The organism is Rhodococcus sp. NPDC077669, from assembly GCF_040686915.1.
Classification (GTDB): domain Bacteria; phylum Actinomycetota; class Actinomycetes; order Mycobacteriales; family Mycobacteriaceae; genus Rhodococcoides; species Rhodococcoides fascians.
This window is the reverse complement of record NZ_JBFBMD010000001.1, coordinates 16,590-31,744: the sequence shown is the minus strand read 5'-3', so window position 1 is coordinate 31,744 and position 15,155 is coordinate 16,590. Positions and strand designations below refer to the sequence as shown.

The 15,155-nt window shown below is 65.0% G+C and carries 12 protein-coding genes; 8 read left to right on the top strand and 4 right to left on the bottom strand.

Annotation, left to right across the window (positions count from 1 at the left end; all coding sequences use genetic code 11):
• Positions 1–16: 16 nt before the first annotated feature.
• Positions 17–469, top strand: coding sequence for a universal stress protein (locus AB0P23_RS00135; protein ID WP_008715916.1), 453 nt, complete (start codon positions 17–19; stop codon positions 467–469).
• Positions 470–547: 78 nt separating this feature from the next.
• Here AB0P23_RS00135 and AB0P23_RS00130 read toward each other — a convergent pair whose 3' ends face one another.
• The 3 genes from AB0P23_RS00130 to AB0P23_RS00120 all read right to left on the bottom strand — a co-directional run bounded on the left by AB0P23_RS00130 (position 548) and on the right by AB0P23_RS00120 (position 5,034).
• Positions 548–2,869: an ATP-binding domain-containing protein gene (locus AB0P23_RS00130; protein WP_206498126.1), complete on the bottom strand. Its 2,322-nt coding sequence runs from the start codon at positions 2,867–2,869 to the stop codon at positions 548–550.
• 144 nt (positions 2,870–3,013) lie between these two features.
• Positions 3,014–4,204 (bottom strand): DoxX family membrane protein, encoded by a 1,191-nt coding sequence (locus AB0P23_RS00125; protein WP_363796531.1) that lies wholly within the window; start codon positions 4,202–4,204, stop codon positions 3,014–3,016.
• Between the two features lie 140 nt (positions 4,205–4,344).
• Positions 4,345–5,034 (bottom strand): MBL fold metallo-hydrolase, encoded by a 690-nt coding sequence (locus AB0P23_RS00120; RefSeq protein WP_206498124.1) that lies wholly within the window; start codon positions 5,032–5,034, stop codon positions 4,345–4,347.
• Between the two features lie 258 nt (positions 5,035–5,292).
• On the opposite strand from AB0P23_RS00120, the gene uvrA reads away from it, so the two are divergent.
• Complete coding sequence (uvrA, locus tag AB0P23_RS00115; RefSeq protein WP_032374518.1) at positions 5,293–8,217, top strand: excinuclease ABC subunit UvrA; 2,925 nt, start codon at positions 5,293–5,295, stop codon at positions 8,215–8,217.
• 82 nt (positions 8,218–8,299) lie between these two features.
• Here the strand turns inward: uvrA and AB0P23_RS00110 are convergent, their stop codons facing one another.
• Positions 8,300–8,680, bottom strand: coding sequence for a DUF1844 domain-containing protein (locus AB0P23_RS00110; protein ID WP_363796529.1), 381 nt, complete (start codon positions 8,678–8,680; stop codon positions 8,300–8,302).
• Between the two features lie 403 nt (positions 8,681–9,083).
• Between AB0P23_RS00110 and infC the strand changes: the two genes are divergently transcribed.
• The 6 genes from infC to pheT all read left to right on the top strand — a co-directional run bounded on the left by infC (position 9,084) and on the right by pheT (position 15,112).
• Positions 9,084–9,800, top strand: a complete 717-nt coding sequence (gene infC, locus AB0P23_RS00105) for a translation initiation factor IF-3 (protein ID WP_032365534.1) — start codon at positions 9,084–9,086, stop codon at positions 9,798–9,800.
• Between the two features lie 116 nt (positions 9,801–9,916).
• Positions 9,917–10,111 carry a 50S ribosomal protein L35 gene (gene rpmI, locus AB0P23_RS00100; RefSeq protein WP_008715923.1) on the top strand — a complete coding sequence of 65 codons (195 nt, stop codon included), beginning with the start codon at positions 9,917–9,919 and terminating at the stop codon, positions 10,109–10,111.
• Between the two features lie 86 nt (positions 10,112–10,197).
• Positions 10,198–10,587, top strand: coding sequence for a 50S ribosomal protein L20 (rplT, locus tag AB0P23_RS00095; RefSeq protein ID WP_008715924.1), 390 nt, complete (start codon positions 10,198–10,200; stop codon positions 10,585–10,587).
• Between the two features lie 38 nt (positions 10,588–10,625).
• On the top strand, positions 10,626–11,432 hold the full coding sequence (locus tag AB0P23_RS00090; protein ID WP_206498122.1) for an RNA methyltransferase: 807 nt from the start codon (positions 10,626–10,628) through the stop codon (positions 11,430–11,432).
• Between the two features lie 70 nt (positions 11,433–11,502).
• Positions 11,503–12,570: a phenylalanine--tRNA ligase subunit alpha gene (gene pheS, locus AB0P23_RS00085; RefSeq protein WP_206498121.1), complete on the top strand. Its 1,068-nt coding sequence runs from the start codon at positions 11,503–11,505 to the stop codon at positions 12,568–12,570.
• A gap of 55 nt (positions 12,571–12,625) precedes the next feature.
• Positions 12,626–15,112, top strand: a complete 2,487-nt coding sequence (gene pheT, locus AB0P23_RS00080; protein WP_206498120.1) for a phenylalanine--tRNA ligase subunit beta — start codon at positions 12,626–12,628, stop codon at positions 15,110–15,112.
• Positions 15,113–15,155: the final 43 nt, after the last annotated feature.

Below are 15,155 nucleotides of genomic sequence, written 5' to 3'. Positions count from 1 at the left end.
ACAAATGGAGGAATGAATGAGCGCCTACCGCACCGTCGTCGTCGGAACCGATGGCTCCGAATCGTCACTGCGGGCAGTGGAGAAGGCCGCGGCTCTGGCGGGAGATGCCGATGCCACCCTGGTGATCGCGTGTGCTTACTACCCGGCCGATCCGAAAGACACCTCTGCCGCCGCCGACGCACTCCGCGAGGACGCCTACCAGATCACCGGTTCGGCACCGACGCGCGAAATCCTGCGCACCGCCCGAGAGCACGCCACCAAGGCCGGCGCGAAGAACATCGAGGAGAAGCCGATCGTCGGAGCGCCCGTCGAGTCCCTCCTGGCACTCGTGGACGAGGTCAAGGGCGATCTACTCGTCGTCGGCAACCGTGGGCTGAACTCGCTGACCGGTCGCTTGCTCGGTTCGGTTCCGTCCGACGCGGCCCGCAAGTCGACCTGTGACGTGCTGATCGTCCATACCGTCCGCTGATTTTCTCGTAGTACGACAATCGGCCCGCCCCGTCGACGATGACGGGGCGGGCCGATTGTTCTCGTCGGACTGTTCTCGTCAGACCTCGGCGTCGAAGGGCTGCAGGGCCCCGAGCTCCTGGGGCAGAGGATCCACATGGACGACGCCGAGTCGCTGGGTTGCTCGGGTCAGGGCCACGTAGAGGTCGTTCATACCCTTGACGGACTCCGCAACGATCGCGCTCGGCTCGACGATGAGCACCGAGTCGAACTCGAGCCCTTTCGCGTCCTTGACCGTCGACACGGTCACCACATCCGACGCCAGGTGCTGCAGTTGGGAGACCAGTTCGGAGGGAACGAGCACTGCGCTCAGGCCGGGACGAGGGTGGTCGGCCACTCGCTTCTCGACCGTCGTCACCAGATCTGCTGCGGCTACGCGTTGAGCCCACGGCTCGACGCCGGTGCTGCGAATGGATCGCGGTTCGGACTGCTCCGGATCGATCGCCGCGAGCACGTCGTGCGCCACCGTCATGATCTCCGACGGCGTTCGGTAGTTGACCGTCAGTTCGGTGAGCTTCCAGCGTTGAGCCACATAGGGTTCGAGCACCGATCCCCAGGACGTGGTTCCGGCCGGGTCACCGGTCTGCGCGGTGTCACCCACCAGTGTCATCCACCGATTGGGGATGCGCCGCATCACCATTCGCCACGCCATCGCCGACAGCTCTTGTGCCTCGTCCACGATCACGTGCCCGTAGGTCCAGGTACGGTCGCCGGCTGCGCGTTCGGCGGTGGTGAGTCGCTGACCCGAATTCTGGCGTCGCGCAAGCTGATCGGCGTCGATCAGGTCGTAGGCCATCAGAATCTCCGGGTCCAGTTCGTCTTCGAGGTCCTGTGGTGCAGACCCGGTCAGGATGTCCAGCGCGCCCTGGGCATCGGCGATCTGGCCACGCCATTGACGCTGGGCCTGCTCACGTTCGGCAGCATCGTCGACGCCGAGCAGCTCGGCGAGCTCGTCGAGCAGCGGGGCATCCGCGGACGAGAAGCCGTGGCCGCGGCGCAGCAGCGACTCGCGCTCCGACTCGCCGAGCGCAGGTGCGGCCGATGCGATCTTCTCCGGCGATGCGAACAGGTCTCGAAGAACCTGCTGGGGTGACAGATCCGGCCACAACTCGTCTATCGCAGCCATCACGTCGTGGTCCTCGCGCATCTCGTCCCGCATGTCCGCAATGTCGTCGGCGCTGAGCAAGCTCGATCCGTCCACCACGTTCTGGCCGAATTTCGCGGCCAGCTGATTGGCCAACTGGTCGATGACCGAGGACACGAACAGAGGTCGAGCCAAGTTGTGTGGTCGCCGGGAGGACCGGGCGCGGCCGCGGGCACGCGTGACTATCTTTCGATCGAGGGTGATGTCGTAGGTGTCGAACTTCAGCCGGCGCGGCTGTGCGGGCACCTCCTGGCGATCACGCACTGCCTGCGTCAGTACGTCGACCATCGACAGTCTGCCCTTGACCTCGGTGGCCAGAGCCGAATCCTCGCGCTGCGCACGGACTCCGGGGTACAGATCGCCGATCGTCGACAGCAGTACCCCGGTTTCGCCCAGCGACGGCAGCACCTGGCCGATGTAGTCGAGGAACGTGGCGTTGGGCCCGATGATCAGGACACCGCTCTTGCCGAGCTGTTGACGGTACGTGTACAGCAGATACGCTGCTCGGTGCAGTGCCACGGCCGTCTTGCCGGTGCCCGGTCCGCCCTGCACCACCAGCACACTGCGATGCTGTGAGCGGATGATCGCGTCCTGCTCGCTCTGGATCGTTTCGACGATGTCGTTCATCTGACCGGTTCGCGCCGCATCGAGCGCGGACAGCAGCGCACCCTCGCTGGCGACGCCACCCGCAACAGCGGCATCGTTGGACGACTGCGCGGAATCGAGGTCCAGGAACTCGTCGGCGATGGCGGTCACCTTGCGTCCGCGGGTACGGATGTGCCTGCGGCGCAACACGTTTTCGGGAGCTGCCGGTGTCGCCAGATAGAACGGACGGGCCATGGGAGCTCGCCAGTCCAGCAGTAGTGTCTCGTAATCGTTCTTGTCGTCGAGGATTCCGACACGGCCGATGTAACGCTCGGGGCGGTCGTCGACTTTCGGATCGAGGGTGTCCGGATCGAGGTCGATGCGTCCGAAGCAGAGTCCGTTCTCGGCTGCGTCGTACTTGGCGATGTCCTCGGTGTACATCTGGTTGAAGGATTCGCGCTCGCTTCGGGCCTGCGGTGTTCCGCCGGTCTCGAGCAGCACGGCGCGAAGTCGGTTTGCGGCATACTCGCGCAGTGCATCGAGCTGCGTGTACAACCGCGTCAGATGCGCCTGTTCGAGGTCTTCCTCGATGGGTGCACCGGGATCGTTCGATGGGTGGCCGTCGTCCGGCAAAGGTTCTCCTCGGGAGTTCGGCCGAGGCGAAAATATCGCCTCGAAATCAGCCAGAGCAGTCTACGCCGCAGAACGGCCCTGTCGCAGAACCGCGAGTTCTGGGACAGGGCCGTGCGCGAACGACGTCGAGCGTCGTGGGTAGACCTACTTCGCGTACTGCTGGAGCTTCTTGTCCAAGTTCTTCTGCGCCTTGGCAACTCGATTCTCGAGCTTGGCCCGAGCCTGCTCGGTTGCCTTTTCGAGTTCCTTGTTCTGCTTCTCGGCCCGCTTACGAGCGCGCTTGCCGAGGGTGTCGACCCGATCCGACGCGATGTCGGCCCACGTGGCGCCGCGCTTCTGAGCCTCTTCGGCCAGAACGGATCCCTTCTCGGCAGCGAGATCGGCGAGCTTTGCTCCGCGCTTCTGTGCCACCTCGGCCAGTTCACTGCGACGGTCGGCAGCGACGTCGACCAACTTCGAGCCCCGCTTCTGAGCGAGCTCGGCCCAATCCGAGCTGCGGTGCGCGGCCTTGTCGGCGAGCTTCGATCCACGCTTCTGCGCTTCTTCGGCCAGATCGCTTCCGCGGTCGGCAGCAAGCTCGGCCAGCTTCGAGCCCCGCTTCTCGGCTTCCTCGGCCAGCTCCGAACCCTTGTCGGCGGCGATGTGAGCCCACCGGTTCAGAGCGGGCTGCGCGACCTCTGCCAGCTCCGAGCCCTTCTCGCCGGCGATGTCGGCGAACTTGGCCAGCTTCGGCTGTGCAGCGTCGGCGAGCTTGGCCAGCTTCGGCTGTGCGGCGTCGGCCAGGTCGGCACCGCGGCTCGCTGCGATCGAGGCAATTTCCTTGACGCGTTCGCCGGTGTCGTGAGTGGTGTGACCGGGCAGCGCTGAGACCACAGATTCCTGTGCGCGGCGTGCCGCCCGCTTGCTGCGCCACGCGACGGAGGGCTTGCCCTCGGTGTCGACGGCCGCGATCAGCAATCCGCCGAGCAGGCTGAGGTTCTTGAAGAAGTGGATGCGTTGCGCAGCCTTGGTCTCCGGGTCGGTTTCGTTCCAGAACGCGTGTCCGGCCAGTGTCGTCGGAACGAGGCTTCCGGCCAGAGCGAGCGATGCGATGCGCGGTGCCTTGCCGGTGGCCAACAGAATGCCGCCGGCGACCTGGATACCGCCGTTGATCCGAACCAACGTCTCGGGATCGGTCGGCACGTTCGCGGTGACCTCGTTCGGCAGAGCATCCTTGCTCTGCTCGATCAGCGGAGCGGCTGCCTTCGCCCTGCCGGCGGGATTACGAAGTGCATCGACGCCCCCGGAGATGAAAATCGTAGACATCAGCGGACGGGCGATACGGCGGACCAGCATTGACAGCCTCCTGCGTAGTTTCTCGTGTCATGGCGGTTGTACGTGCGGACTCGCACCGAAAATAGTTCGAAGTCACCGGTGCGTGCACTTTTGTCACACTCTTCATACCCCGTGTTTCACGGTCTCAAGCACGCGCGGCGTCACCAGCCGCGTTCGCGCCATTCCGCCAGGTGCGGCCGCTCGTCACCGAGGGTGGTGTCCTTGCCGTGCCCGGGGTAGACGATGGTGTCGTCGGCGTAGCGGTCGAACAATTTGGCGCTCACGTCGTCGAGGAGGTGGGTGAAGTCCTCGGGGCCGTTGGTTTTGCCGACGCCGCCGGGGAACAGAGAATCGCCGGTGAAGAGGTGCGTCGTCTTGCCCTCGGCATCGGTCAGCGCGAGTGCTATCGAGCCCGGAGTGTGACCGGTCAGATGCACCACATCGAAGGTGAGCTCACCCACCGACACCGTGTCGTGGTCGGCCAGAAGACGGTCCGGAGCTACCGGCAGCGGTTCTGCGTCCAGCTCGTGGGCCGCGGTGGGCGAGTCGGTGCCACCGGCGATATCGGCCAGCGCCTGCCAGTGGTCGGCATGCTGATGGGTGGTGACGATCAGAGACAGGGTCGGTGCGTTCTCGTCGAGAAGCAGTGAGATGCGGTCCGCCTCGTTGGCGGCGTCTATCAGCAGGGAATGGCCCGTTGCGGAACAGACGACCAGGTAAGTGTTGTTGTCCATGGGGCCGACCGACATCTTGGTGATCGTGGCTCCGGGGATCGTCCGCCGCTGCGGGGGTGAACCCTGTGCAACGACGCCGGTGTAATTGTCGTCGATGACCATGAGGTGCTCGTCCATTTCGAGGACGCTACCGTCGGCAGCAACGACGGGAGCGCCGGGGTCACGCTCGTGGAAAAGTGTGTCGGTACCTGGACCTACCATTGCTACGAGGTGAGGTTCGTCGCTCACCTCGACAGGTTTTCGACGTGGAGTCCTCGGCTACACGGCATGTGATCGGTGCATCGGCACCACGCGTCATCATCGACTCGACGTCGGACAATGCTGCGTCGAGCAGCAACACGGCTCGACGTGCTCGTGAGAAAAGAAGGGAACACAGTGGCGGATCGCCTGATAGTGCGAGGTGCACGGGAGCACAACTTGAGGGGGGTCGATATCGACCTGCCCCGGGACGCGCTGATCGTGTTCACCGGTTTGTCCGGTTCGGGCAAGTCGTCTCTCGCCTTCGACACGATCTTCGCCGAAGGCCAGCGTCGCTACGTGGAGTCGCTGTCCGCATACGCACGGCAGTTCCTCGGTCAGATGGACAAGCCCGACGTCGACTTCATCGAAGGCCTGTCGCCCGCGGTCTCGATCGACCAGAAGTCGACCAACCGCAACCCACGCTCGACCGTGGGCACCATCACCGAGGTCTACGACTACCTACGGTTGCTTTACGCCAGGGCGGGCACTGCGCACTGCCCGGTGTGCGGCGAGCAGATCGCCAAGCAGACTCCACAGCAGATCGTCGATCAGGTTCTCGACATGGAGGAGGGCCTGAAATTCCAGGTCCTAGCGCCGGTGGTCCGAACCCGTAAGGGCGAGTTCGTCGACCTGTTCGACTCGCTCAACACTCAGGGCTACTCACGTGTGCGCGTCGACGGTGTCGTCCACCAGCTCAGTAGCCCACCGGTGTTGAAGAAGCAGGAAAAGCACGACATCGAGGTCGTCGTCGACCGGCTCACCGTCAAGTCCAGTTCGAAGCAGCGGCTCACCGACTCGGTGGAAACCGCACTGCGGCTGGCAGACGGGATCGTGGTTCTCGACTTCGTCGACCGTGAGGAGAACGCCCCCGATCGGGAGCGTCGTTTCTCGGAGAAGCTCGCGTGTCCCAACGGCCACCCGCTGTCCATCGACGACCTCGAACCGCGATCGTTCTCGTTCAACTCGCCTTACGGTGCCTGCCCCGACTGTGTCGGGCTCGGCGTGCGCAAGGAGGTCGATCCCGAGCTGGTGGTGCCCGACGGTGATCTGAGTCTGGCCGACGGGGCCATCGCGCCGTGGTCCATGGGCCAGACGTCGGAGTACTTCGGCCGCTTGCTGTCCGGACTCGCCGACGCCATGGGCTTCGATCTGCACGCTCCGTGGAACAAGCTGCCGGCAAAGGTCAAGCGAGCTGTCCTGGAGGGCAGCGACCACCAGGTGCACGTGAAGTACAAGAACCGGTACGGCCGCACCCGGTCGTACTACGCCGAGTTCGAGGGCGTCATGCCCTTCCTGCACCGCCGCCTCGAGCAGACCGAATCCGAACAGATGAAGGAACGGTACGACGGCTACATGCGCGACGTTCCGTGTCCTACCTGCAACGGAGCCAGGCTGCGTCCAGAAATTCTGTCGGTCACCATCGCGGCAGGTGATTTCGGGCCGAAGTCGATCGCCGAGGTGTGTGAACTGTCCATCGCCGACACGGCCGACTTCCTCAACAGCCTCACTCTGGGGCGACGCGAGGAAGCGATTGCAGGCCAGGTCCTCAAGGAGGTTCAGGCTCGACTCGGCTTCCTGCTGGACGTGGGTCTCGAATACCTGTCGTTGGCGCGCACCGCGGGCTCGCTGTCCGGCGGCGAGGCGCAACGTATCCGGCTCGCCACGCAGATCGGCTCCGGCCTCGTCGGCGTGCTCTACGTACTGGACGAGCCGTCCATCGGACTGCATCAACGGGACAACCGCCGGCTCATCGACACGCTGACGAGACTGCGCGATCTCGGCAACACATTGATCGTCGTCGAGCACGACGAGGACACCATCCGTACCTCGGACTGGGTCGTCGATATCGGACCGTTGGCCGGTGAGCACGGCGGACGCGTCGTGCACAGCGGTTCCTACGCGGACCTCCTCACCAACGACGAATCGCTCACGGGTGCGTATCTGTCGGGTCGCATGGAGATCCCGCTGCCGGACACCCGTCGGGTGGTCGACAAGAAGCGACAGGTCACCGTCGTGGGTGCCCGTGAACACAACCTCCAGGGAATCGACGTCAGCTTCCCCCTCGGTGTTCTGACGTCGGTCACCGGTGTCTCCGGCTCGGGCAAGTCGACTCTGGTCAACGACATCCTTGCGACCGTGATGGCCAACAAGCTCAACGGTGCCCGGCAGGTTCCCGGTCGGCACACCCGGATCAACGGTCTGGACCAACTGGACAAGCTGGTTCGCGTCGACCAGTCGCCGATCGGCCGCACGCCCCGGTCCAATGCTGCGACGTACACCGGGGTCTTCGACAAGATCCGTACGTTGTTCGCGGCCACCACCGAGGCCAAGGTTCGTGGGTATCAACCCGGACGATTCTCGTTCAACGTCAAGGGTGGTCGGTGCGAGGCGTGCTCGGGAGACGGCACGTTGAAGATCGAGATGAACTTCCTGCCCGACGTCTACGTCCCGTGCGAGGTGTGCGAGGGCGCTCGCTACAACCGTGAGACGCTCGAGGTGCATTACAAGGGCAAGACCATCGCCGAGGTTCTGGACATGCCGATCGAGGAGGCTGCCGACTTCTTCGAGGCCATCACGTCGATTCACCGGTATCTCAAGACCCTCGTCGAGGTCGGCCTCGGCTACGTCCGCCTGGGGCAACCGGCAACGACCTTGTCCGGCGGCGAAGCTCAGCGTGTGAAACTCGCAGCCGAGTTGCAGAAGCGATCGACCGGCCGCACGGTCTACATCCTCGACGAGCCGACCACGGGCCTGCACTTCGAGGACATCCGGAAATTGCTCGGCGTGGTGAACGGACTGGTCGACAAGGGGAACACCGTCATCGTCATCGAGCACAATCTCGATGTCATCAAGGTCTCCGACTGGGTAATCGACATGGGGCCCGAAGGCGGTTCGGGCGGCGGAACGGTTGTGGCACAGGGTAATCCGGAAGCCGTAGCAGCGGTGCCCGAAAGCTACACCGGAAAATTCCTGCAGGAGGCGCTCTCCCGTGAGGTAGTGGCGTCCACGCCGAAGGCGGCCCCGAAGAAGCGTCGGGCTCGTAAGGTCGCTGCGGTCTGACGCGAACACGTCGACGACGAAGCCGCATCCGGATTGCCGGATGCGGCTTCGTCGTCTGTCGGTGGGGGTGGGGTGCGCTCGTTCAGTGCACCGGGCCGGTGTACTTCTCACCGGGGCCGAGTCCCGGCTCGTCCGGGTGTGCGGAGGCTTCCCGGAACGCGCGTTGCAATGCCTGCAGGCCGTCGCGAATCGGTCCGGCGTGCGGACCGAGATACTCGACCGACGCGGTGACCAAGCCGGCGAGTGCGGTGATGACGCGTCGGGCCTCATCGAGATCGAGGTAGGGGCTCTCCGCGCGATCGGGCTCGGACAGACCCAGCTTCTCGGCCGCAGAACTCATCAGCATCACCGCTGCGCGGCTGATGACCTCGACCGCGGGAACCTCGGCGAGTTCCCGGACTTCTTGCTCGATACCGGTGGGGTCGGTGCCTGCGGGTTCGGCGGGCGTGGATGAACTGGTCATACCTACGAGAATCCCACGCCGCGGGTGTTGTCAGTGGGATCGGGTGTCGACTCGGCGCGATCGATCGACGCGATTGTCGGTTTCGGGCTTCTGCTGGTAGTCTGACTCGACGACCGTCTTCGGCGTGCGCTCCTCGATGGAGTTCACCGCATGAAGGCAGCAAGTGGAGCCCGACTCCCACCGGTATGTGATCCGAAAGGATGGCTTCCGGTCCGGTCGCACGACGGTCTCCCAGTTGGGATTCCCCAGTGCTTCCTCCTCGTGAGGAGACTGTACGACGCGCTATGTCGTACGGATCGACCGGTCGACATCGGGCCCTGCTGTCGGTACAGACCGGCTGCAGGGTTTTTTCGTTTTCGGTGTTGGTTCGCCGAGCGTGATGTCGAGGTTCGAGGGCGACGGGCTGTGTAAGTGGCAGGCGGTCGGGTTACACACCACACCGCACTACCTAGGAGGCCCCATCAGCACTGAGACCCGCATCAACGATCGCATCCGAGTTCCCGAGGTCCGTCTTGTCGGACCAGGCGGTGAACAGGTGGGGATCGTGCGTGTTGAAGATGCACTCCGCTTGGCTCTCGAAGCCGACCTCGATCTTGTCGAAGTAGCTCCCGACGCACGTCCGCCGGTCTGCAAGATCATGGACTACGGGAAGTTCAAGTACGAGGCTGCGCAGAAGGCGCGCGAATCGCGCAAGAACCAAACGCTCACCGTCATCAAGGAGCAGAAGCTCCGCCCCAAGATCGACGCGCACGACTACGAGACCAAGAAGCGCAACGTGGTTCGCTTCCTCGAAGCCGGCTCGAAGGTCAAGGTCACCATCATGTTCCGTGGTCGCGAGCAGTCGCGTCCCGAGCTCGGTTTCCGTTTGTTGCAGCGCCTGGGTGCCGACGTCGCGGAACTCGGTTTCGTGGAGACGTCGGCCAAGCAGGACGGCCGCAACATGACCATGGTCCTGGCTCCGCACAAGGGTGCCAAGACTCGCGTGAAGGCTCAGGAAAGCGCTGCCGCGCCGCCTGCGCAACGCGCACCGGCCCCCGCGCCGGAACAGCCCGCCGCTGCAGCTCCGGCTGCCGAAGCACCGGCCGCAGCAGCTCCGGCTACTCCGGCCCAGACCAACTGAGCTTCGCGCTCTACCAGTAAGACAGTCCCGCACCCGCCTCGGTGCGCAGTCCGTGCCGAGGCGCTGCGTGTCTGTGCCATGCATCACCGAAGAGCTAATACAGAACAGAGGATTTCATGCCCAAGCAGAAGACGCACAGTGGTGCCAAGAAGCGATTCAAGGTGTCCGGCAGCGGCAAGATCCTGCGCCAGAAGGCCGGCCGTCGCCACCTGCTCGAGCACAAGCCCACCAAGGTGACTCGTCGCCTCGATGGCGTCGCCGTTGTCAAGAAGGCCGACGTGCCTCGGATCAAGCGCCTGCTCGGCATCTGATCCGGCCCGCCGCCGACTGATTTCGGTCGGCTTCATCCCATTACCATTCGGGGTTTCACACGCCCCCAGATCGACAGGATTCACCAGTGGCACGCGTAAAAAGGGCCGTCAACGCCCAGAAGAAGCGCCGTTCGATTCTCGAAGCGTCCAAGGGCTACCGCGGACAGCGCTCACGTCTGTACACCAAGGCCAAGGAGCAGCAGCTCCACTCGCTCACCTACGCGTACCGGGACCGCCGCGCGCGCAAGGGTGACTTCCGCAAGCTGTGGATCACGCGAATCAACGCTGCAGCGCGGGCCAACGACATCACCTACAACCGATTCGTCCAGGGCCTGAAGGCCGCGGGCGTCGAGGTGGACCGCAAGATCCTCGCCGAGCTCGCTGTGTCCGATGCCGAGGCATTCGCCGGCTTGGTCGCCATCGCCAAGGCTGCATTGCCTGCCGATGTCAACGCTCCTGCTGGAGAAGCAGCCTGAGCGAGTCGCCGCACGACGATTCAACTCCGAAACGACCCGTGGATTCGCTGACCGAGCGAACTCCGCGGGTCGTTTCGGCCGTAAAGCTCGCTCGCGCTGCAGAGCGCAAGAAGGCGGGACTGTTCCTTGCCGAGGGCTTCAATGCTGTGTCCGAGGCTGCGCGGTTCGGTTCGGTCCGAGAGCTGTTCTTCACCGCGGACGCCTTCGACCGACACGAGAGCCTCATCGCCTCCGTCGAGGCCGCTGGAGCACGGGTGTTTCCGATCACCGATCGGGCCGCGAAGGCGTTGTCCGACACTGTCACTCCGCAGGGCCTGATCGCAGTCACCGAGTTGGTCGACGTCCCGATCGGCCGTGCGTTGGCCGGGACACCGCGGCTGGTGGCCGTTCCTGTGGAAATGGCCGAGCCTGGTAATGCCGGCACGATCATTCGTGTTGCCGACGCCGCGGGGGCCGATTCTGTGGTCCTGCTCGGCGACTCCGTCGATCCTCACAACGGCAAATGCGTGCGGGCCTCGGCCGGCAGCGTCTTCCATCTCCCCATCGCGCGGGAGCGCTCGATCGAGGGCGGCGTCGACGCACTGCGCCGTGCAGGACTGACGGTCGTGGCGACCGCCGCCGACGGCGAAGTCGACCTGGACGACGCAGACGAGCTGCTCCAGCAGCCGACTGCGTGGTTGTTCGGCAACGAGGCCCACGGTTTGTCCCTCCCCGTTGCCCAAGCTGCCGATCACCGGATCAGAATTCCCATCCACGGTCGGGCGGAGAGTCTGAACCTGGCGACCGCCGCGGCACTGTGTCTCTACGCGAGCGCCCGTGTTCGACGACGGTCGGCGAACCCGTGAATACGGTCGCCTAGGATCGTTACCACTCTGCCTCGTGCAGACCGACCATTATTCGAGGAGTGCATCTGTCGTGGCGAAGAAAGAGTCCGGGCCCGAGCCGGTAGATCCGAGCGTTCTCGAAGGGTCCGCACTCGACGCTGCGGTGGACTCGGCCGAGCAGGCGTTCGCCGACGCGTCGGACCTCGATGCGCTCACGAAGGTCAAAATCGATCACGTGGGTGGAAAGGCGCCACTGGCGTTGGCTCAGCGCGCCCTCGGAGCTCTTCCCGGTGACCAGAAGGCGGACGCGGGCAAGCGCGTCAAGGTGGCACGAGACCGGGTGCAGAAGTCCTTCGACGAGCGCCGCGCAGTGCTGTCGGCGGAGCGCGATGCGGCAATTCTCGTGGCCGAGACGATCGACGTGACGCTGCCGACCGACCGGGCACCCGTCGGAGCGCGCCATCCCATCACGATCATCTCCGAGCAGGTTGCCGACGTCTTCGTCGGAATGGGCTGGGAGGTCGAAGAGGGCCCCGAGGTGGAAACCGAGCACTTCAACTTCGACGCGTTGAACTTCCTGCCCGATCACCCGGCTCGCACGATGCAGGACACGTTCCACATCGCGCCGGAGGGCTCGCGGCAGGTACTGCGTACGCACACGTCGCCGGTGCAGGTGCGATCGATGCTCTCTCGCGAGGTGCCGATCTACGTCGTCTGTCCTGGCCGAACGTTCCGTACCGACGAGCTCGACACGACGCACACTCCGGTCTTTCATCAGGTCGAGGGGCTCGCGATCGACAAGGGCCTGACGATGGCGCATCTGCGCGGAACGCTGGACGCGTTCGCGCAGGCTCTGTTCGGCAGCGATACGCGTACTCGGATGCGGCCCAACTACTTTCCGTTCACCGAACCCTCTGCGGAGGTCGATGTGTGGTTCCCCAAGAAGAAGGGTGGAGCCGGTTGGGTCGAATGGGGTGGCTGCGGAATGGTCAACCCGAAGGTGTTGCAGGCCAGCGGCATCGACCCGGAGGTGTACACCGGTTTCGCGTTCGGCATGGGTCTCGAGCGAACTCTGCAGTTCCGCAACGACATCCCGGACATGCGGGACATCGTCGAGGGGGACATCAGGTTCACTCTGCCCTTCGGTGTTCAGGCCTGACGCCGCTACTCTCCAGCCCCACTTCATCTCGGATACAAGAAAGAGCTGAGCACACGTGCGAGTCCCACATTCCTGGTTGACCGAGGTCCTGCACGCGGGTACTCCCGACTGGTCCGTCTCGCCCGACGAGCTCGACGAGGGTTTCGTACGCGTCGGTTTCGAGGTCGAGGAGCTGGTCTCGTTGGACAACGTGACGGGGCCACTCGTGGTGGGTCGGGTCGAGTCGATCGAGGAACTGACCGAATTCAAGAAGCCCATTCGGTTCTGCCTCGTGAACGTGGGGGCCGACGAGCCTCAGGAGATCGTCTGTGGAGCACGCAATTTCGCCGAGGGGGACCTGATCGTCGCGGCTCTGCCCGGCAGCGTTCTGCCCGGTGGATTCGCCATCGCGTCGCGCAAGACGTACGGCCGCAACTCCAACGGAATGATCTGCTCGACGCTCGAGCTCGGTCTCGGCCGGGACCACTCCGGGATCCTGGTACTACCTGAAGGTACTGCGCAGCCCGGAGACGATGCCAAAGTCGTTCTGGGCCTGGATGACTCGGTGATCGAGCTGAACGTGACACCGGATCGCGGATACGCCTTCTCGGTGCGCGGCCTGGCCCGTGAGTTGGCGTGCAGCTTCGATCTTCCGTATGTGGATCCGGCGCGCACGATGCCCACCGAGGTCACCGGCGACGCCTGGCCCGTGACTGTCGAGCCCGAGTCCGGTACTTCTCGGTTCGCTCTGCGGAAGGTCGTGGGTATCGATTCTGCTGCCGTCACTCCCTGGTGGATGCAGCGGAGACTGCTGCTGGCCGGGGTGCGACCGATCTCGGTGGCCGTGGACGTGACCAACTACGTGCTCCACGAGCTCGGCCAGCCGTTGCATGCTTTCGACGCGAGCAAGCTCGACGGTGATCTCGTCGTGCGGCGCGCGAATGCGGGGGAGACGCTCACGACGCTCGACGGCGTCGAGCGCTCGCTCGATGCGGAAGACGTGGTCATCGCCGACGGAACGGGAGCCATCTCGTTGGCCGGCGTCATGGGCGGGGCGTCCACCGAGGTCGACGACTCGACCAGCGACGTCGTTCTCGAAGCAGCATCGTTCGATCCGCTCGCGGTGTTCCGAACCGGCCGTCGCCACAAGCTGTCGAGCGAGGCGAGCAAGCGATTCGAGCGGACTGTGGATTCGGCGCTCCCGGTTGCGGCGCTCGATCGGGCCGCACAGTTGCTCGTCGAGATCGCCGGTGGCCGTATCGAGCCGGTGCTGACCGACATCGGCGAGGCTGCCCGGTTCCCGTCGGTGACGATGGACTTCGACCTGCCCGATCGGATCGCGGGTGTGCAGTACCCCGACGGGACCGCTGCTCGACGGCTCGCTCAGATCGGCTGCACCGTCGAGGTGGATGTCGACGGTGGCGGCCACGGACAACTGGTCGTCGATCCTCCCTCGTGGCGACCCGACTTGGTGCAGCGCGCCGATCTGGTCGAAGAGGTGCTGCGGCTCGAAGGGCTCGAGAAGATCCCGTCGATTCTGCCGTCCGCTCCCGGTGGGCGCGGCCTCACCGTCGAGCAGAAGCGTCGGCGGGCAGTCGGCAAGGCCCTTGCGTTCGCCGGCTACGTCGAGGTTCTTCCGCCGGTGTTCCTGCCCAAGGGAATCTTCGACACGTGGGGCCTCGACGCGGACGACCCGCGCCGAGCGACGACGTCGGTGTTGAACCCGCTCGAGGCCGACCGCCCCGAGCTTGCGACGACCGTGCTTCCCGGTCTGCTCGAAATGCTGAGCAGGAATATCGCCCGCGGTCAGCGGGACGTGTCTTTGTTCGGAATCGCCCAGGTCGTTCTCCGGCACGACGCCACCGCTGCAGTGGACGCGTTGCCGGTCGATCGGCGACCGACCGACGATCAGATCGCGATGCTCCGTGGGTCCCTCCCCGCACAGCCGGTACACGTGGGCGTGGTGCTCGCCGGTCAGCGTGAGCCCTCTGGGCCCTGGGGTCCGGGCCGAGCAGCCGAGGCCGCGGACGCGTTCGCCGCTGTGCGCACGGTTGCCGCGGCGTCCGGTGTGCACGTCGATCTTCGTGCCGCACAACACCTTCCCTGGCATCCGGGCCGGTGCGCCGAGGTTCTTCTCGACGGTGAGGTCGTCGGGCATGCAGGCGAACTGCATCCGGCCGTGCTCGAGCGAGCCGGTTTGCCGCCGCGTACGTGCGCGGTGGAGCTGAGTTTGAGTGCTCTGCCCGTCGTCGAATCGCTTCCGGCCCCCGAGGTATCGCCGTACCCGGCCGTGTTGCAGGACGTCGCTGTCGTGGTCGACGCGTCCGTGCCCGCTGCGTCCGTCGAGGCTGCGCTGACGATCGGCGGTGGAGAACTGCTCGAGTCCATCCGACTGTTCGACGTCTACGAGGGTGAGCAGGTCGGCGAGGGGCGTAAGTCGTTGGCGTTCGCCCTCCGGTTCCGCGGTACGGACGGCACCCTGACCGAGGATCAGGCGACGGCGGCTCGCGACGCAGCCGTGGCTGCGGCGTCCACAGCGGTCGGTGCCCAGCTGCGTAGCTGAACCGTCGACGGCGCGGCCGGTGTTGTGCGTAGCGTGGTGTCAT